Raw genomic sequence first — 18,220 nt, 5'->3', positions numbered from 1 at the left:
TGAAGTCACCGTGAGTCCTAGGTAGTAACAATTGGACACATTCGGGCGGACTTGCACACCTCGGCCGCCTCTGTAGTCTTCGGGCGGTGAGCAGCTCGGTGCGAGCGGTGCGGGCCAGGGGGCGCCCGCTGCGGGTGGGGGCCACACCGGTGCCGCACGCCGAGATCCTCGATCATGCACGGGATCTGATGGTGCGACACGACATCGACCTGCAGATCGAGATATTCGAGAGTTTCGACGAACCCAACGAGTTGCTCGCCGCGGGACGTCTGCACGCGAACTTCTTCCAGTACCTGCCGTTCCTGGACGACTTCAACCGTCGCACGGGAAACCTCCTGGTGCCGGTCGTGCCGGTGCACATCGAGCCGTTCGGGTTGTACTCCACCGAGATCGCCGACGTGGCCGCCATTCCCGATTACGCCGAAGTGGCGCTGCCGTCGGACCCGGTCAACGTCGACCGGTCGCTGGTGATGCTCGACGACCTGGGGCTGATCGAGTGTGTGCGTGCGCGCAAGGGCCTAGTGGGTTTGACCGACATCAGGGCCAACCCACGCCGGCTGATCTTCAAGGAGCTGACCAGTTGGACGCTGGGCGAACTGCGCGAGGACTTCGACGTGGTCTTCCTGTTCGGCAACCAGGCGATGGAATGGGGCGTCGACATCGGCAGCGCCCTGTACTGCGACCGTGGAAACCCGGCGTACTCCGAATATCTGGTGGCCAGACCCGACAACCATGACGGCGTCGCGGTGCGTGCGCTGGCCCACGCGCTGAACTGCGAATCGACCCGGGAGTTCATCACCACCACGTACGCGGGTCAGGTGCTGGCGGCGTTCTAGGCGTTGTGCTCAGGGCGAGCGAAAAGCTGGGCCGCACGGTCGGGCGCGATGACAGTGATGGGGTGTACCAGTCCGCCTCGCATCGGCAGGGCATGATCGCTGCCGAGCTTCAGGTGGTGCTGGTTTTCGACATCCCCCACGACTCACCCGTATTAGCGGGCCGCACAGCGCATCTCGCGGACGAGTACGGACGCCTCATCGCCACGTCGGTTCCCGGCGTCCGGGTGCGCGAGGCGGCTATCACCCGCGCCTCCACGCCGCGTCACCGGCCCCGACCGGCCACCGGGTTGTCGATCGACCGGGCCGCGCGCGAGGTGCGTGTCGACGGGCAGTGTGTGCGGATGACCTACCGCGAGTTCGAATTGCTGTGCCACTTCGCGACACGGCCGGGCACCGTCATTTCGCGCGACGAGTTGATCGCCCAGGTCTGGCAGGACCGGTCGCCAGGTGATTCGCGGCGGACCGTCGACACCCACATCCGTCGGATACGAGCCAAACTAGGCCGGTTCGCCGGAGTCCTGACGACGATCCGCAGCCGCGGGTACCGCTTCGATCCCGGACCCGAGGTGTACGTCGCGGCGTGACGTCAGAGCGTGGCGGCCAACGGTCCCCACGGCCGGCAGACCGGTTCGGGAGGGTTGCCCGCCGTCGAGCAACCGCGGCCGGTGGCCACATAGGTGGCGCCCGGTTGGTACGGCGAGTAGTACGCCAGCGCGGTCAGCAGACCGTTGTTCTGCTCGCATCGCTGCGGCCCGGGGCTGCCCTGGAGTTCGACGCAGGCGACCGACTGATAGGGCGTGCCGCCGTTGCAGTCGGCAGGCGTCATCGTCACCGCCACCATGTCGGTGCCCGACACCTGGACGACGTGCGGTGCCGAGAGCGTGAAGGTGCATGGCGGATCGGCCGGCTCGGCGTCCGCCACCGCGGTCACCGACAGACAGCTCAGGGCAACGGTGAAGACCGCGACCATCAGCGACCTGATCATCTTCGGATCGTAGGCCACCACCGGGCCCTCATGTGCTGCCTTTCCTTGCGTAAGCACGACATCAGGCCAGGTAGCGGCTGAACCAGTCCTGCACGCGGCGCCACGCGTCGGCCGCTGCCGCCGCGTTGTACCGCTCCCCGGTGTTGTTGAAGAACGCGTGGTTGGCGTCGGGTTCGGTGACCAACTCGAAGACCAGGCCCGCCTTCTCGAGCGCGGCCCGCGCGACGGGTTCGGTGGCGTTGACCCGCTGATCCTGTGCCGCGTAAATGCCAAGCACCGCAACCTCTTTAGAGCCAGAGAAGTCGGGATTGTCCGGCGTTGGTCCGTAGAACGGCACAGCGGCCGACAGCCTGGGTTCACCGGCGGCCAACAGCCGCCACACGTAACCACCGCCCATGCAGAAGCCGACGGCGGCGACCTTCTTGCCGGGTACGCGTTTCTGCAGTTCGTCCACACCCGATTTCAGGTCGGCGATCGCGTCCTCCGGCGGGATCTTGCCCAGCGCGGCCGTCGCCTCGGCGGGATCGGCGAAGGTAGCCGTACCGCCCTGAGCGGAGAGCAGGTCGATCGCCAACGCGGAGTATCCGGTTCCGGCGAAGCGGCCGGCGACCGAGCGAATGTGGTCGTTGAGGCCCTTGTTCTCGTGGATCACGAGAACGGCGCCGCGTGGCTCCTGGGCTTCGGCCCACGCGGCCCGCAGTTCGCCGCGCGGTCCGGCCCAGGTGATCGGGGTGGTGGGCACGGTGTTCTCACTGCCGGGCGGCGGGGCGCTCGCGGTGGCGGCGCCGCTCGACGTGGCAGGGGCGTCGGTCGTCGGCTCACGGTTCTGGCTGCATGCGGCGAACAACGCCGTGGCCCCCGCGGTGCCGATACCCAGCAGCGCGAGCCGGCGCAGCGCTTCGCGTCGGGACAGCAATCCATCGACGTGATCAGTGGCGATTTCTTCGGCGATGTACCGCTGCAAAGGGGTCACCTCCGCGAGTATGCCCCGATGCCGACGCCACCGGAACCCACCAGCGGACAGGTGGCCGCGCGAATAACTGCATGTCAGTCGAGTAAGTAGACAAAATCTCGAATCTGTTCACGGATTCGATTGACAGGCTAATTGGCGGACGGTTCTATGACGGGGTGACCTACGACACGATCATCCGCAACGGCCGCTGGTTCGATGGCACCGGTGCCCCGTCGGCGGTCCGCAACCTGGGCATCCGCGACGGGCACGTCGTGTCGATCAGCCCCGACGAACTCGACGCCACCGGCTGCCCGCAAGTCATCGACGCCACCGGCAAGTGGGTCCTGCCCGGCATGCTCGACATCCACACCCACTACGACGTCGAGGTGCTCAACGGGCCGGCCCTCGCCGAATCGCTGCGCCACGGCGTGACCACGGTGATGCTCGGGTCTTGCTCACTGTCCACCGTGCACGTCGACGCCAGCGACGCCGGCGACATCTTCGGCCGGGTGGAGGCGATCCCGCGCGACCACGTGATCGGCGCGGTCGAGCAGCACAAGACCTGGACGAACTGCGAGGAATACATCCAGGCGCTGGAGTCGCGACCACTCGGCCCCAACATCGCGGCCTTCATCGGCCACTCCGACATGCGCGCCGCGACGATGGGACTCGATCGCGCCACCCGCAAAGACCAGCGACCCACCAAAGCCGAGCAGGCTCAGATGGAGCGCTGGCTGTCCGAGGCGCTCAAGGCCGGGTTCGTCGGAATGTCCTCGCAACAACTGGTGTTCGACAAGCTCGACGGCGACGTGTGCCGCTCGAGGACCCTACCGTCGACGTACGCAAAGCCGCGTGAGCTACGCCGGCTGAAGTCGCTGCTGCGACGCACTGGCCGAATCCTGCAGTCGGGCCCGGACATTCAGAACCCGCTCAACCTCGGCTCGCAGCTGGCGCAGTCGCTCGGCATCGTCCGCAACCCGCTCAAGACCAGCCTGTTGTCGGCGGCGGACGTGAAGTCGAACCCGTACAGCATCCACGCCCTGGGCCCGGCGGCCCGGCTGGTCAACAAGCTCGGTGGGAACTTCCGTTGGCAGCACCTGCCCGTCCCGTTCGAGGTCTACGCCGACGGCATCGACCTGGTGGTGTTCGAGGAGTTCGGCGCGGGTGCGGCGGCGCTGCATCTGCGCGACGAGGTCGAGCGCAATGAGTTGATGCGGGACGCCGCCTACCGCCGGCGCTTCCGCAAGGAGTACGAGAGCAAGCTCGGTATTCGGGTGTGGCAGCGCGATTTCTTCGACGCCGAGATCGTCGCGTGCCCCGACGCCTCGGTCGTCGGCAAGTCGTTCGGCCAGGTCGGGCAGGAGCGGGGCGGTGTGCATCCCGTCGACGCGTTCCTCGATTTGGTGCTCGAACACGGCACGGCGTTGCGCTGGCGCACCACGATCTCCAACCACCGTCCCAAGGTGCTCAAGAAGCTCGCGGCGGACTCGGGTATCCAGATGGGCTTCTCTGACGCGGGCGCGCACCTGCGCAACATGGCGTTCTACAACATGGGGTTACGGTTGCTTCGCCATGTGCACAGCGCCGAACGCGCCGGAAAGCCGTTCATGACAATCGAACACGCGGTGCACCGGCTCACCGGCGAGCTGGCCGACTGGTACCGGCTGGACGCCGGGCATCTGCGCATGGGCGACCGGGCCGACGTCGTGATCGTCGACCCGGACCACCTCGATGACTCGCTGGACCGTTACGCCGAGGAGCGTGTCGACCAGTACGGCGGCCTGCCCCGCATGGTCAACCGCAACGACGAGACGGTAGCGGCGGTGTTCGTCGGCGGCCGTGCGGTCTTCTTGGACGGTAAGCAGACCGAGCTCGTCGGCCAACGGCGGACCGGGCGTTTCCTGCGCGCAGCACACAAGTCACCTGCGCCCGCCTCACAGGAAGGTGAATTGACCAGTGTCGGTTGAGGATACGGTTCTCGGCATGTGGAAGGCGCTGTCGGCGCGTGACTGGGAGGAGGTCAAGACCTTCCTGTCCGAGGACTGCATCTACCTCGACATGCCCGTGGGCCCGGCGGCCGCCGCGCGCGGTCCGGAGGACATCGTAAAGCGGCTCAAGATCGGCCTCGAGCCGCTGGCCTCCTACGAGAACTTCACCGGCCTTATGGTCGACAACGGCACAGACGTCATGTACGAGCATTCCGAGGAATGGCATTGGCCTACCGGCGAATCAGCCGTGCTTCAGTTCGTCACGGTGCATCGCGTCGAGGACGGCAAGATCACCCTGTGGAAGGACTACTGGGACATGGGTGCGCTGGCTAACAACGCGCCGCCGACCTGGATGGAGGACTTCGCCAACGCCGACATGTCGTGGGTGTTCGACGCGACCGGTCTGGTCTGAGGCGGCGGTTGATCAAATAGGCTCATAACGGGCGCGTCGAGTAGTACCCACCGTCGGCGTAGTAGTCACGGAACTTGTTGCCCTCGTTGTCTTTGTAGTCACACGTGGAGAACCGCATGCCGCCTTTGGTTGTGGTGGTGTAGGTGCCGCCGGCCGATGCGCATTCGCTCTTGATGGTCTTCTCGGAGAGTTTCTCGGCGTGGGCGACGGGTGCGATCGTGGTGATGAGCGTGCCGAGTACGGCGGCCGTCACCACGGCAAGTGAGGTGGTGCGTGAACGAGGCATTTCTCTTCTCCTCTTCGACGTTGTCGGGTTTTGTGTGTCGCATGCGCTGCGACTATCGCGATACTCGTTGATCGCCTTGTCACCCGGAATCGCCGCAAAGCCAGATTCAGCTAGTGCGCTGGGAAGGATTCTCTATCCGCCGGGCAATGCAACAGGGCAGGACTCAGACGCTCCACGCCAACCGGAATTTGTCGGCAGCGTCCTGCGCGCTGAGGTCGCCGAAGTTCTTCTGTTCGTAACAACGCACGGCGACAACGGAGTCGACGACCGCGTCGCCGAGAATGTCGCGCATCAGCTCGGAACGGTCCAGCGCGTCGACGGCATCGGCCTGGTTGTCCGCCATGGCCACGATGCCTGCCCGCTGTCGCTGCTCGTCGGTGAGCGTGGCGGGATCGACCGTCGTCTCCGGCGGAAGCTTCCGTCCCTGTTTGATCCCGTCCAGGGCGAGGCCCAGGATCGTCGCCGTCGCCAGGTACGGATTGGCCGACGGATCGATGACCTTCACCTCGACATTGGCTCCCGAGGGGTTGCTCACCCCGCCGATCAGGAATCGCACTGCGGCTTCGCGGTTTTCGGTCCCCCAACAGACCGTTGCTCCGGACCAGTGACCGGGTTGCATGCGTTGGCCCGACAGCACGGACCCGGCGAGCACGCCTTGGGCATCCGGCAGTCCGGCGAGCAGCCCCGCCACCGCTGACTCCCCCTCGGCGGTGAGGCCGTTGACGCCGTCGCCGTCGGAGAACAGCGGGACGTCGCCGCGCTTCATCGAGAAGTGTTGATGCGAACCCGATCCGACCTCCCCGGCGAACGGCACCGGCGACAGGCTCACCCGCATGCCGTACCGCCGCGCGACCCGGCCGATGATGATCCGCATCAGCACCAGTGCGTCGGCGGCCGCGACCGGCGGCAGCGCGGCCAGCGAGATCTCGAACTGGTTGACGCCGTACTCGGGGTGGAACTGTTCGATCGCGACGCCCGACGCTGTCGCCGCATCGGTCACGTCGCGGACGAACCCCTCGTACTCCAAGACTCCGGCCAGGCCGTACTGGGCCCACAGGTGCGACGGGAGCCGGCTGCCGTCGGGACCGACGAGCACGAACTCCATTTCGTGGCCCACCACCGTGCTGATCCCGGCGTCGGACAACCGATCCGCCACCCGGCCCAGGGCACCACGGCTGCAGTACGAGTCCGGGGTGCCGTCCTGGTTGAAGAAATTGCCTGGCGCCCAAGCTAAACCATCGCCGAGGATGCGCAACGCGCCGAGGTCGATCCGAATCCGCTGATCCCCCACCACGCCGATCTCGTCACCGAAGACGATGCCGCTCTGGTCGATCGCGAAGACGTGCCACACCGGGCTGGCCCCGAGACCGGGGTCGGCGAACGTGCCCATCCGCCGCAACGGAACGGTCTTGGCGAGCGTGAGGCCCGCCGCGTTCACCACCGTGCCGATCAGGGTCGCTACCCCGTCGGCCTCGAGTTGGGCGATCGCCGCTGCCGCGAGCGGTTTGGCCGTCGCAGATTTCACCACAGCCATTGTGCGCGCCTCGCAGCGGTTACAGCGTGATCTTGCAGCTTTGGCCGATGTCGAGCGTGCGCAACATCCGCCCCATGCCCAACCACATCGCGCACGAGAGCGCCAGGTCGGTCAGCAGTTCATCGGAGAAGTGCTCGCGGCAGCGCTGCCAGAAATCCTCGTCGTCGCGCAGGCCGGTGTGGTCGCTGGCGAAGCGTTCGGCGAACTCGGCGGCGATGCGCTCCTGCTCGCTGTAGCCCGGCCACGTCCGCCACTCGGCCGCGTGGTCATAGAGGTCCTCATCGACGCCGGCCGCCAGACCCTCAGAGTCACGGGTGTTCTGGCACACCACGCATTCGTTGTCCAACGCGATGACCATCCGCGCCAGTTCGCGCACCCGCATCGGCAGCCGGTTCTTGGTGTAGACCGCATTGGTGAAGCCGGCCATCGCGACACCGATATCCGGCGATTTCGTCACCCAGGCGGCAGCGTCGTCGTCGGCGAAGTCTCCAATTCGACTCATGGCGGCATCGTACGCCCGCCCGCCTCGAATTGGAACGCGTTCTAGTTTCGGCTTCGCGCGGGTCAGCCGGTGGTCACGAGCTGGCGGTCGTCGGTCCAGTCCCGCTGCAGGAGCATTCGGTGTGCGATGCGCTCCAGCGCCGCCTCGACCTGGAACCGGTCCGGGCGCCCTTCGAAGGTCGGCGAGGTGGCCAGCTTTTCGACGATGCGACCCACGATCGCCGTCGAAATGGCATCGACCTGCCGAATCCCGTTCTGGGTCAGCCAGAGCCGCTCGCCGGTGCGAAGCGCCAGGCCGCGTCGCACCAGATCGTCGAAGGTCGGCTCGATGATCTCGTACGGCACGCGGAGACGTTCGGCGATGTCGGTCAGCGTCGCCGATCCGAACACCTGGTTCTGCCGGTAGATCTGCAGCAGTGCCCACATCTGGCTGACGTCGAGGTCGCATCCGGGTTCTCGGGCCAGGCTGCGCAGGCGGATCTCCGGCGAGTCGCGGAACAGTCGGCCGACGGCCACCTCGAGGATCTTCTCGGGCGATTCGGTGCTGGGCATGCCGAAGCCTTCACCCAGGTCGGAGGCCGACACCGTCTCCACCTCCCGCAACTGCACCTCTTTGAGGAACAGCGAGACAACGAAGCCGACCACCGCCACCGGCACCGCAAACAGGAACACCCGGCCCAGCGAGTCGGCGTAGGCGTCGATGACCGGCGCGGCCATCTGCGGGCTCAGCATGTGTAGGGCTTGTGGCGACTCCGCTGCGCGCGGCGGGGCGCCGCTGACCACCAGCGCGGGCCCGATCCGACTGGCCAGGAAATTGGCGAACAGGCTGCCGAAAATCGCCGCGCCGAAGGAGCTTCCGATGGTGCGGAAGAACGTGACGCCCGAAGTGGCCACCCCGAGGTCGGCGAAGCTCGAGGTGTTTTGCACGACGAGCACGAGCACCTGCATGCACAGTCCGATCCCGGTGCCGAGGATGAACAGATACAGCGACTGTTGCCAGGTCGGCGTCGCGGCGTCCATCCCGGACAGCAACAGGAACGCCACCGCCATGGTCGCGGTGCCCGCGATCGGGAAGATCCGGTACCTGCCGGTGCGCCCGACGATCTGGCCGCTGCCGATCGAGGTGATCAGCATGCCCGCGACCATCGGCAGCGTGCGCAGGCCCGACGTCGTCGCCGAGACGCCGTTGACGAACTGCATGAAGGTCGGAAGGAACGTCAGCGCGCCCAACATCGCGAAGCCGACGATGAAACCGAGGATGCAACACACGGTGAACACCGGGCTGGCGAACAGGCGGATGGGCAGGATCGGCTCGGCGGCATGCAGTTCCACCCACACGAAGATCGCCAGGGCCGCGAACGAGGCGGCGAACAGCCCAATGATGGTGGGTGACGACCAGGGGTACGTGCTGCCGCCCCAGCTCGTCGCCAGCGTCAGGCCCGACGCGCCCAGCCCGACGAACACGATGCCCGCGTAGTCGATGACGGCCTTGCCGGACTTCGTCAGGGGCGGGATCGCCACCGCGGCGACCGCGAGCACCACCAGTGCGACGGGCACGTTGATCCAGAACGCCCACCGCCAGGTGAGGTGGTCGGTGAAGAACCCGCCGAGCAGCGGCCCGATCACCGTGGTGACGCCGAACACCGCGCCGAGGGCACCCTGGTAGCGACCGCGGTCACGCAGCGGTATGACCTCGCCGATCAACGCCATCGCGGTGACCATGATCGCGCCGCCGCCGATGCCCTGCAGCGCCCGCGAGGCGACGAGCATGGTCATCGAGGTCGCGATGCCGCACAGCACGGAGCCGGCCAGGAAGAACAGCACGGCGGCGCCGAAGACGGTCTTGCGGCCGAACAGGTCGCCCAGCTTGCCCACGATCGCCGTGACGATGGTCGACGCCAGCAGGTAGCTCGTCACCACCCACGACTGGTGGCCCGCGCCGCCGAGGTCGGCGACGACCGTCGGCAACGCGGTGGCGACGATCGTCTGGTCCAGCGCGGCAAGCAGCATTCCGAGCAGCACCGCGACGAACACCGCATTGCGGCGCCGCGAGCCGATTTCCGTGCCGCCGACCTCTGGATCGGCAGCCGCCGACGTGGCCTGAGTCGTCATACTTCCCTTCCGATACGAAACCCAACAGCCATATCGTTAGTCAGGCTATGAAAGTTACGTACCGGGAGAGAATTGCCCCCGCGAGCGTGCGCAAAACGCTGCCGATAGGCGGCGTGTTGTGTGCAGACGCGCACGCTCGCGGAGATTGAGGTGCGGCTAGAGCGAGGTCGGGGGGCGCGAGACGCACTGGGCCGAGTAGAGCTCCTCGCCCAGCTTGTCCATCAGTTGCAGCTGCGTCTCGAGGTAATCGATGTGCTCTTCCTCGTTGTCGAGGATCTTCTCGAGCAGCGTGGCCGAGGTGGCGTCGCCCTTCTCGCGGCACATGATGATGCCCGGCCGCAGGCGCTCCAGCACCTCGTACTCGATGGCGAGGTCGGCCTCGAACTGCTCGCGCAGGGTCTGGCCGATCCGCAGCGAGAACAGTCGCTGATAGTTCGGAAGGCCGTCGAGAAGCAGAATGCGGTTCGTGATGGACTCCGCATGGTTCATTTCCTCGAATGACTCTTTGCGCGTGTATTCGGCGAGTTCGGTAAAGCCCCAATTGGCCTGCATCTTCGAATGCAGGAAATACTGATTAATGGCCGTGAGCTCGCTCGTCAATTGCTCATTGAGCAGTTTGAGGACGTCCGGATCGCCTTGCATGGTCGCTCCTAGGCACTTGAGGGCTGATCAAGCTTCGCTGTCGGTGATGCACCTTCCACGCTAGTGCAGTTACCTCCCGCAAGCTCGCTTTAATCCTTGCGTGGGGCGTGTTTTCGACCGAATTGTCAACCGGTCCGGCGTCTCGAGGCGCAGATCGGGGGCCTAGTCTGGACTGCCTAGGCTAAGTAAGGTTAGACTCTGCTAACCGTTGCCGAGGCCGCGAGGGAGACAGGGCGATTCGATGGGTCAGTACGATCTGCACTCATTGATTCTCGCGTGCGACTTTCGCGTCGCCGACGTCGAGCGAATGTGGAAATGGCTCAAAAAGCGTCAGGATAATCTGCAGTCGATAGGTGCCCACCATCTCGTCGTGTACGAATCGATTTGGGAGCCCAGCCGCGTCCTCGTGACAATTGGAATTCGCAACGCCAAATCAATTCGCGAGGTGCTGCAATCCTCCGCGGTCTTCGAGTGGTTCAACGTCGCCGGCGTCGACGACATCCCGCCGATCTTCGGCGGCGAGGTGGTCGAAAAGATCGACCTCTATCCCCCGTCGCCCGCCGACCACGTCGGCCGGGTGGTCGTGGGCGTCATGTCGTCGGTGGAAGACGTGTCGGCGCTGATGGTCAAGATCCACGACGGCGTCGAACGCTTCAAGCGCGGCGGCGTGCGCAAGGTCTGGGTCTACCGCGCGCTCGACGACGGGCACGAGGTCATGATCTTGCAGGAAATCGAGGACGAGACCGCCGCCAGGCACTGGATCGACCACCCGGATGCCGCGGCGGAGTGGATGTCGAACGTCGGGATGGGTCCTTACCCCAGCCACTTCATCGGCCGCTTCGCCCACTTGATGACCATCGACGAGCAGGGTTGACGGGGGCGCCATGTTTGTCTGTCTGTGTATGGGGATCACCAGCCACGACGTCACCGAGTGCGTCGCCAACGGTGCGCGGACGTCCAAACAGGTTGCCGAGGCCTGTGGGGCCGGCGGCGACTGCGGGCGCTGCCGGCGCACTCTGCGGGCCATCATCGCCGCGCATTGCGAAGTCGACGGTGCGACGCCCAAAGCGGTGAGTCGCTGAAGCTGGGCTACTGCGGTCTGTGCTTGCCGGTGAAGTCGGCCAGCGCGCTCGCGTTCGCCGCGGCGCCCATCAGGACCGCGAACTGTTCGTTCTCCCTCGCCGTCGCGGCGGCGATGCCCTCCCGGGTCGGCGCCGTCATCGTCTGCTTGACGGCCATGAGACTGGCGATCGGCCGGGACGCCAGAATCTCGGCGTGACGGCGGGTTTCGGCCAATAGGTCCTCGGGTGGGCACACCTTCCACACCAGGCCCATCCGGTGCGCCTCATCCGCATCCACCCATTCCGACGACATCAGCAGCCACGCCGCGTTCTGCCGGCCGACCAGGCGCGGCAGCAGGTACGACGACGCCGCCTCCGGGGCCACGCCGAGGCTTGTGAACGGCGTCTTGAGCCGCGCCGTCGTCGCCATGAAGGCCAGGTCGGCATAGCCGAGAATCGTTGCGCCGATACCGACTCCGACGCCGTTGACCGCGCAGATCAACGGTTTCGGGAAATCGGCGAGCGCGTCGATCATCGTGGTGAAGTGAGAGCCTTGTTCGTTGAACGCGGGATCGGTGATGCGCCTTTGCATCTCGACCAGATCGTTGCCCGCGCTGAACGCCCGTCCCTCACCGGTGAGCACGACAACGCCGATGTCCTCATCGTCGGCGGCCTGTCGCAGTGCGGTCGCGGTCGCGAGATACAGCTCCTCGTTGAACGCGTTGAGCACGTCGGGCCGGTTGAGGGTCAGGGTGCGGACGCGGTTCTCGTCGTCGATCCGCAGGGTCGTTTCAGCCACGGCAGCAGATTAAGCGTTACCCGTTGCTGTACACCCGGGTGGGTGCGATGAGCACCACGGTGCGGCGCTGCTCGGCCATCACGCGGTCGTATTCGGCCCAGTCGTCGTGGGTTCCGCCCGCGGCCTCGAACACCTCGCGCAGCAGCAGCCGCAACCGGTCGGGTTCGGTGAGCCACGGCTGCGGATCGTCGGGCCCGGCGATCTCGGCCTCACCCTCGACGGTCGCCCACTGCCAGCCTTGGCGGAAGGTCACCGCCAGCTGTGGGCGGGCGCGAAGGTTCGCCAGCTTGACCTTGCCGTAGGTGACGAACCCGAGCACCGTCGCGCCGCTGTCCGGATGCGTCAGCTTGCCGACGTTGACCAGTGAGGCCTGAATGGTGTTGTCGCCGCGCAGTGTCGACACCACGGCCAGGCCGTTGTCGGCGGCGGCCAGCGCGACGGCCTCGTCGAGTGTTGTCATCGAACCTCCTGCGCAACAGCGCTTTCCGCGAACGGTGTGCGGTACACGTAGCGGCTGGTGGGAACCGTGTCGACGTCGCGGTTGGCACCGAAGGCGGCCGTGCTGGTCACCATGCGGTCCATCCGCTCGCGCAACTCGTCGTCGTCTGCCGCGTCGAAGAACGCGTGCAGGTCGGCCAGGGCCCCGGAGGGAAACAGTTCCTCGACGATCGCCGAGATCGGCGGTGCGTCCGGCGTCAACGCCCGCACCACCGCGTTCTGCGTGTATCCGAACGTCGACTGGGTCTCGATGGCCACGGGCGTGTGGTCGATGTGCCAGCGCCGCAACCACGTCGGCTCGTCGAGTTCGGCGGGTCTGCGCAGCAGCGCGACATTGGCGAACCCGTCGGTCCGCTCCCCCGGCGCGGTGTGCGGTGGCGCCATCGGGACCGATTCGGTGACCAGATAGGCCGCCACCACGTCGGCCTCCTGCCGCAGCCGGGCGAGCGCAGCGTTCATCTGATCGCCGTAAGACTGCTGGGTCCAGAGGTTGACGAAACCGACCACCGGCGGGTCGAGCGTCGTCAGGGTCATCAGAGAGTCGCGCACCACGCCGTCGCGCACGTTCAGCGCCAGCCCCGGGATCCCGAGGTCCAGCAGATCCGGCACGACCTGTTCGCGCATCCGCGAACACCACGGGTCGTCGGCCCCATTTTCGGACAGGGCAGCCCGCAGCGTGACGATGACTTTCTCCACGAGGCGAACCTAGCGTGCCGCGCCGGTCAGGCTTCCAACCGCTCGCGGATACTGGCCAGCCGTTGCCTCAACTCGTTCTCGTCGATAACGCCGCGGGCCACCAGCGAGTGCGCCAACGACACCAGTTGGCTCTCCGGATAGGGCAACTGGGCGTAGCGCGTCGCGGTCAAGGCGTCCTCTTCGTCGCGGCGCGCCTTGAAGTCCGGGATGTCGGCATCGCATGCCGCCCGGTCGAGCGCGTCGCACAGCCCGTCCAGGCTCGTCTTCCACGGCGGCACAGGGTTTTCCACCCCGTACTTCGCCGCCATCCGCGGCCAGACCTGATTGCGCTCGACGATCTCTTCGAGCGGGGCGACCGTCGTCTGCTCGATGCCGGGATCCGGTGTGCCGCTCATGCTTCCGAGGCGGGGTGGACGGCGGGACGGGTGTCGGTGATGACGTTGGTGGTGACGCCCGGTTTCGGTAGGGCGACCCCGATCAGGCAGTCGCGGGTGATGATCTCGGCGAGTTGCTCCTCGGTCCAGTCCTCGGTGCCCGCGGGGCGCATGGGCATCACCATGAACCGGTGCTTCTGGTTGGAGTCCTGCACGCGGACCGTGACGTCGTCGGGCAGATACAGGCCGAACTCCGCCAGCACCTGACGCGGCCAGCGGACCATGCGCCTGCGGTAGTTGGGCGTGCGATACCACTCCGGCGAGTTGCCCAGGATGGGCCGGGGATAGCAGGAGCACAGGGCGCACACGATCACGTTGTGCAGCGTCGGGGTGTCCGCAAGGATCTCGAAAGCTGTGAAGTCGCTGGGTGTTCCGAACCCCGTGGGCTCCATCCAGTCGACGCCGACCTCCTTGCTGGCGGTCATGGGTTCGGCCAACGCGAGCTTCTTGAACTCCGGATCCAGCCACGCCCTGGCGACCAGCGTCGCGGCGGGAGTGGGCCCGATCTGTTCGGCGAACTCGGTGAAGCGGCGGTGCTCCTCGGCGGTGAAGATGCCCTTCTCGATGCACAGTTCACGCAACGCGATCTCGAGCACTTCGAAGTCTGTGATCTCGTCGACCATCGGCGCGACGGTGCGCTCGTGGTCGTGATCGTGGTCGTGGTCGTGATGTGTCATTTGGCGGCCTCCAGCCAGTGCTCGGGAATCTCGGTCTGTATGACGTCGTCGCCGGTGCCGGTGTAGCCGTGCCACAACTCCGACATGTTGAACCGCACGACGTAGAACCATTCCGGTTTGGCCGGGCGGTCCCAGGTCTCGTCCTCGGCCGCCGGGCTTTCATACGCGACGGTCGCGATCTCGCCGCGCGCCCCGCGCACGTACTCCGGGGTCCGGGTGTAGAAGATGACCGGCAGTTCGCGCACGATGACCGCGTCGCCGACCTTGAACTTCGGGTCGCCGGCCTGCCCGGCGTACACCTGCGGGTCGCCCTTGCCCACCGCGTGTTTGTGATGGGCGTTGCGTTTGACGTCCGACCCGTCGCCCTCGAATTTGGGCTTGGCTTCCAACTTCTTGCCCGCCAGACCGCCCTCGTAGCGCGCCTTGACCTCGGCCATCCGTTCGCTCAACTCGGTCAGGCCGATGTGATGCTTCTCGACCAGGACCCGAGCGACGGCCAACAGCCAGCGGCCGTAATACGGAAGCCCCAAATACTCGGCCCTGCCCACGTCGACGTTGCCGATGCGGCGGCGTTCCTCGGAGAGCCAGATACCGCGCCACGCCAGCACTTCGCAGATGACGTACGTCATGTGCTCCCAGAGCTCGTACTGCTTGTTCTCGTACTTCATCGGCGCGTCCGGTTCACCGCCGACGTCATGGACGGGTTTGAGATATGCGGTGATCCGGTCGTGGTCGAGGAGATCCGGTGTCGGCGCATCCGGCAGTTCGGGATAGGCCGACTTCAACCGGGCCACCAGTTCGAGTTGCGCTGCTCGCTCGGCCGCCGTGCTCATGACGATTCCCTTCGTAGGCCCGGCGCCGACGCGCACGGTGCAGCTCGGTGGTTCTCATGAGACGGGGTGTCGGTGATTCGGACCTGCGGGTCATCCTCGGCTACGGATTCTCGCGCGATAGCGATATCCGCCACCGGCACCTCCGCTGCTGCGAACCGACCCCGTCGGCTGACTTTAACCCCGAAATCGCGTCGCCGCAGGCAAATCAGGGCGCCGGCTCCCGCTTGATCCCGCGACGCGGCGGGTTTGCACTGTCGCACATCATGTTTGGGTCGGTGCGGATCCAGGTTCGGGGCTGGTCGTCGGCTATGTCGCCGCAACAACGCGAAATTGACGCGTGTGGTACCCCGAGCGGTTGGGTGCAGGGGTCAGAATGAGTAGGTGAGCACCCGCAGCAGGGCCATCGATGCCCTCCGGCCGGCCATGCCCGAACCGGGGGCGGTTTGCCGGAGTTTGCTAGGCGTGCTGGCGGTCGCCTCGATCGCGCTGCTGTGGGATTCGGGTGCGACCGCTGTGTGGGTGGCCGGTGCGGCGGCGGTGGCGGGCGCTGTCGCGCTCCAGGACAGCCCCGGCGGCCGGATCGCCCGCGTGCTGATCGTGACCGCGCAGATGAGCGCGGCGGTCTTCCTCGGGGCCCTGCTCTCCTCGTACGACGTCGCGTTCGTCGCCGCGCTCGCCGTGTGGTGCTTCGGTGCGGGCCTGCAATGGGCGGTCGGCAACAATGCAGGACTCGTGGCCGCCGCCGGCGGCGCCCTGCTCGCCATCGCTCCCCCGCTTGCGCCCACCGCGTCGTCGGTCCTCATCCCGACCGCCCTGACGATCGCCGCGGGTGCCCTGCAGGCCGGGCTGATCGCGGTATGGCCGCCGCAGCGGTGGCGCGCTCAGCGCGGGGCCCTTGCCGAGGCGTACGGGGCACTGGCCGCGGATGCGCGCAAGGCCGCCGAGCAGGACGAGACGCCCGCCGGCACGCCGCTGTTGCCGTCGCTGCGCGATGCGTTCCTCGACACCCAGGCCAGCCGTCGACCCGAGGCGTACCGAGGCGGGCACCGGCTGCCCGAACGGATCATGACGACGCTGCGCACGCTGCGCGGCACACCGGTGGGCCAGCGCGACGACGTCTCCCGGGTGCTGGCGGCCGCCGCCGAGGTGCTGGACGCGATCGCCGACCACACCCATGTCGCGAGGCGCAACGCCGAGCACGGCCTGGTTCGGTTGGATGCCGCGGTGGCTGCGCTGGACGACCCGGAAAACCCTGAGATCAAACGGCTTTCGCAGCAGCTGCACGAAGCGGCGGAGTTGCGGTTTCCCGATCTGTTCCGGCCGGACGTGATCAGTCCCGTGCGTGCCGCGCTGGCCACCGTCCGCTCGCACCTGACGTTGACGTCGCCGCTGCTGCGTCACGCCATCCGGTTGTCCGCGGCAGTGGCCGTCGCCGCGTGTGCGGACCGGTTCGCACCCGTCGCGCACGGCTACTGGATCGCGCTGACCGTGCTGATGGTGTTGCGCCCCGAGACCGCCCACACCTACACGCGATGCGTCGGCCGACTGGCGGGCATCGCTACCGGCGTCGTCGTCGCGTCGGTCATCGTGATGCTGGTGCACCCCACGGGGTGGATAGCCGCCGCGGTGGCCACGCTGTGCCTCGCCGCGACGTATGCCGCGACCAGGACGGGTTACATCGCCACCAGTGCTGCCCTGGCCGCGGCGGTCGTATTCCTTCTCGAGATCGACGCGGCCACCTCGGGGGCGACGCTCGAGGACCGGTTGTTCTCGATCGTGGTCGGCGGCGGGCTGGCGGTCGTGGCGCACGTCGCGCTGCCGGACCACGCGCTGACGCGGTTGCACCACCGCGCCGGTGAACTGCTGAAGACCGAGATCGATTACGCCGCAACGGTGGTCAGGGCCTATGTCCATCCGCTTGACCATCCGACCGACGCGGTGTCATCGGCGTGGCAGCACGCCTACCGCGCCCGCGCAGGTTTCGAGGCCGCCTCGGGTGCCACCCGGATGGAGTCGCGGGAGCTGCGTCGCTGGTTGCGCTCGTATCGCACCGCGCTCAACGCCGTCACCATCTCGTGCACCGCGCTGGAGGCCAACCTGCCGAACCGGCCACCGGCGGCGTTGACCCCCGAATTCATCGCCGCCGTCGACGATTTCGTCGACGCGCTGCGGGGAGCGCCGACGAATCCGGGGACACCGTGGACTGTGGACCTCGGGGCGCTGACCGCGGCCAATCAGCAGGTGCGCGAGAAGGCCGAGGGCCTCTCCGGCGACGACGGGGCCGCTCGGGTCCTGGTGTCCGAGATCGCCGCGATCACGCGCAGCCTGTCGGGCATCGCCGCTATCCGCGAGCCCACTTCGGCTCGATGAACACGCCTTCGGCCTCGACGGTGACGCCTTCGTCGTCGGAGAGATAACCCGTCGCGTACGACTTGATGCCCTCGGTCCTGGTGATCGTCGCCTCTGCGTGCAGCCGCCCCAGGCGCGTCGGGCGCAGATAGCGCAACGTGATGGTGCCCGTGAACCGGGGGCTCGCCGCGCTGGCGGCGACCTCGCCGAGGACATGGTCGAGGATCAGCGCCGAAATCCCGCCGTGCACATGTCCCGGCGGGCCCTCGTAGGCCGCGCCGAGCTCGAAGTCGGTGTAAACGCCTCCGTGATCGTCGTGCTCGATGGTCAACGGCGGCGCGACCGGATTGCGAAGCCCGATCACCGGATTCCCCCACGGCAGCTGGTCGCCCTCGGAGGTGAACCGCACGCCGAACGCACCGTCGATCTGCCGCGACCGCAGTGCCGCCGTCGCTTTGTCGATCTGGTCGCGGACGATCGCGACCGTGTCGGCGTCGACCTCGGTGCGGATCGTCGCGTCGATCAGCTCCCGGACCGAATCGGCCAGCGGACCGTAAACGCCGCGCAGCCGGTCGATCTCGGCCGCCGACACGTTCCCGATGTCGGTGAACTCCACCACGCAAGC

General features: G+C 66.9%; 21 protein-coding genes. 7 read left to right on the top strand and 14 right to left on the bottom strand.

Annotated features, from left to right (window positions below; all coding sequences use genetic code 11):
* The first annotated feature begins 86 nt into the window (after positions 1–86).
* Positions 87–836, top strand: a complete 750-nt coding sequence (locus A5752_RS05465; RefSeq protein WP_067083111.1) for a MetQ/NlpA family ABC transporter substrate-binding protein — start codon at positions 87–89, stop codon at positions 834–836.
* Between the two features lie 62 nt (positions 837–898).
* Positions 899–1,420: a winged helix-turn-helix domain-containing protein gene (locus A5752_RS05460; protein WP_082963755.1), complete on the top strand. Its 522-nt coding sequence runs from the start codon at positions 899–901 to the stop codon at positions 1,418–1,420.
* A 2-nt stretch (positions 1,421–1,422) separates the two neighbouring features.
* Here the strand turns inward: A5752_RS05460 and A5752_RS05455 are convergent, their stop codons facing one another.
* A complete protein-coding gene (locus tag A5752_RS05455; protein ID WP_067083173.1) occupies positions 1,423–1,821 on the bottom strand; it encodes a hypothetical protein in 399 nt (132 codons plus the stop codon).
* Between the two features lie 61 nt (positions 1,822–1,882).
* Positions 1,883–2,794 carry a dienelactone hydrolase family protein gene (locus tag A5752_RS05450; RefSeq protein ID WP_067083109.1) on the bottom strand — a complete coding sequence of 304 codons (912 nt, stop codon included), beginning with the start codon at positions 2,792–2,794 and terminating at the stop codon, positions 1,883–1,885.
* A 155-nt stretch (positions 2,795–2,949) separates the two neighbouring features.
* Between A5752_RS05450 and A5752_RS05445 the strand changes: the two genes are divergently transcribed.
* Positions 2,950–4,740: an N-acyl-D-amino-acid deacylase family protein gene (locus tag A5752_RS05445; protein WP_067083108.1), complete on the top strand. Its 1,791-nt coding sequence runs from the start codon at positions 2,950–2,952 to the stop codon at positions 4,738–4,740.
* Positions 4,730–5,173 (top strand): nuclear transport factor 2 family protein, encoded by a 444-nt coding sequence (locus A5752_RS05440; protein ID WP_067083106.1) that lies wholly within the window; start codon positions 4,730–4,732, stop codon positions 5,171–5,173. The genes A5752_RS05445 and A5752_RS05440 overlap by 11 nt, the downstream gene beginning before the upstream one ends.
* A 22-nt stretch (positions 5,174–5,195) precedes the next feature.
* Here A5752_RS05440 and A5752_RS05435 read toward each other — a convergent pair whose 3' ends face one another.
* The 5 genes from A5752_RS05435 to bfr all read right to left on the bottom strand — a co-directional run bounded on the left by A5752_RS05435 (position 5,196) and on the right by bfr (position 10,248).
* Complete coding sequence (locus A5752_RS05435) at positions 5,196–5,459, bottom strand: hypothetical protein (RefSeq protein ID WP_067083104.1); 264 nt, start codon at positions 5,457–5,459, stop codon at positions 5,196–5,198.
* Between the two features lie 163 nt (positions 5,460–5,622).
* Positions 5,623–6,993, bottom strand: a complete 1,371-nt coding sequence (locus A5752_RS05430) for a type I glutamate--ammonia ligase (RefSeq protein ID WP_067083103.1) — start codon at positions 6,991–6,993, stop codon at positions 5,623–5,625.
* 19 nt (positions 6,994–7,012) lie between these two features.
* Positions 7,013–7,495 carry a carboxymuconolactone decarboxylase family protein gene (locus tag A5752_RS05425; RefSeq protein ID WP_067083101.1) on the bottom strand — a complete coding sequence of 161 codons (483 nt, stop codon included), beginning with the start codon at positions 7,493–7,495 and terminating at the stop codon, positions 7,013–7,015.
* Between the two features lie 62 nt (positions 7,496–7,557).
* On the bottom strand, positions 7,558–9,606 hold the full coding sequence (locus A5752_RS05420; RefSeq protein WP_067083099.1) for an MDR family MFS transporter: 2,049 nt from the start codon (positions 9,604–9,606) through the stop codon (positions 7,558–7,560).
* A 156-nt stretch (positions 9,607–9,762) separates the two neighbouring features.
* Positions 9,763–10,248, bottom strand: coding sequence for a bacterioferritin (bfr, locus tag A5752_RS05415; RefSeq protein ID WP_067083097.1), 486 nt, complete (start codon positions 10,246–10,248; stop codon positions 9,763–9,765).
* Positions 10,249–10,489: 241 nt separating this feature from the next.
* Between bfr and A5752_RS05410 the strand changes: the two genes are divergently transcribed.
* Positions 10,490–11,122, top strand: coding sequence for a fatty-acid--CoA ligase (locus A5752_RS05410; RefSeq protein ID WP_067083096.1), 633 nt, complete (start codon positions 10,490–10,492; stop codon positions 11,120–11,122).
* A 10-nt stretch (positions 11,123–11,132) separates the two neighbouring features.
* Positions 11,133–11,330, top strand: a complete 198-nt coding sequence (locus tag A5752_RS05405) for a (2Fe-2S)-binding protein (protein WP_067083094.1) — start codon at positions 11,133–11,135, stop codon at positions 11,328–11,330.
* Positions 11,331–11,337: 7 nt separating this feature from the next.
* Here the strand turns inward: A5752_RS05405 and A5752_RS05400 are convergent, their stop codons facing one another.
* From A5752_RS05400 to A5752_RS05375, 6 genes are read right to left on the bottom strand one after another with little or no spacing between them, the layout of a single operon-like run.
* Positions 11,338–12,108, bottom strand: coding sequence for an enoyl-CoA hydratase/isomerase family protein (locus tag A5752_RS05400; RefSeq protein WP_067083093.1), 771 nt, complete (start codon positions 12,106–12,108; stop codon positions 11,338–11,340).
* Between the two features lie 16 nt (positions 12,109–12,124).
* On the bottom strand, positions 12,125–12,568 hold the full coding sequence (locus A5752_RS05395; RefSeq protein WP_067083091.1) for a TIGR03618 family F420-dependent PPOX class oxidoreductase: 444 nt from the start codon (positions 12,566–12,568) through the stop codon (positions 12,125–12,127).
* Positions 12,565–13,302, bottom strand: coding sequence for an EthD domain-containing protein (locus A5752_RS05390; protein WP_067083089.1), 738 nt, complete (start codon positions 13,300–13,302; stop codon positions 12,565–12,567). The genes A5752_RS05395 and A5752_RS05390 overlap by 4 nt, the downstream gene beginning before the upstream one ends.
* A 26-nt stretch (positions 13,303–13,328) precedes the next feature.
* Entirely contained in the window at positions 13,329–13,697 is a 369-nt protein-coding gene (locus tag A5752_RS05385) for a thiocyanate hydrolase (protein ID WP_067083087.1), read from the bottom strand.
* Entirely contained in the window at positions 13,694–14,413 is a 720-nt protein-coding gene (gene scnC, locus A5752_RS05380; RefSeq protein WP_067083086.1) for a thiocyanate hydrolase subunit gamma, read from the bottom strand. Before scnC ends, A5752_RS05385 begins: the two co-directional genes overlap by 4 nt.
* Complete coding sequence (locus A5752_RS05375; protein ID WP_067083084.1) at positions 14,410–15,246, bottom strand: SH3-like domain-containing protein; 837 nt, start codon at positions 15,244–15,246, stop codon at positions 14,410–14,412. Before A5752_RS05375 ends, scnC begins: the two co-directional genes overlap by 4 nt.
* Positions 15,247–15,669: 423 nt before the next feature.
* On the opposite strand from A5752_RS05375, the gene A5752_RS05370 reads away from it, so the two are divergent.
* A complete protein-coding gene (locus tag A5752_RS05370; protein WP_156613639.1) occupies positions 15,670–17,616 on the top strand; it encodes an FUSC family protein in 1,947 nt (648 codons plus the stop codon).
* On the opposite strand, the gene A5752_RS05365 is transcribed toward A5752_RS05370, so the two are convergent.
* A complete protein-coding gene (locus tag A5752_RS05365; protein ID WP_082963754.1) occupies positions 17,588–18,214 on the bottom strand; it encodes a PaaI family thioesterase in 627 nt (208 codons plus the stop codon). The two genes, A5752_RS05370 and A5752_RS05365, sit on opposite strands and share 29 nt — an antisense overlap.
* Between the last annotated feature and the right edge of the window lie 6 nt (positions 18,215–18,220).

This window comes from Mycobacterium sp. 852002-51961_SCH5331710 (genome assembly GCF_001665535.1).
GTDB lineage: Bacteria > Actinomycetota > Actinomycetes > Mycobacteriales > Mycobacteriaceae > Mycobacterium.
The sequence above is the reverse complement of the archived record's forward strand: the minus strand, read 5'-3'. Positions and strand labels throughout refer to the sequence as shown.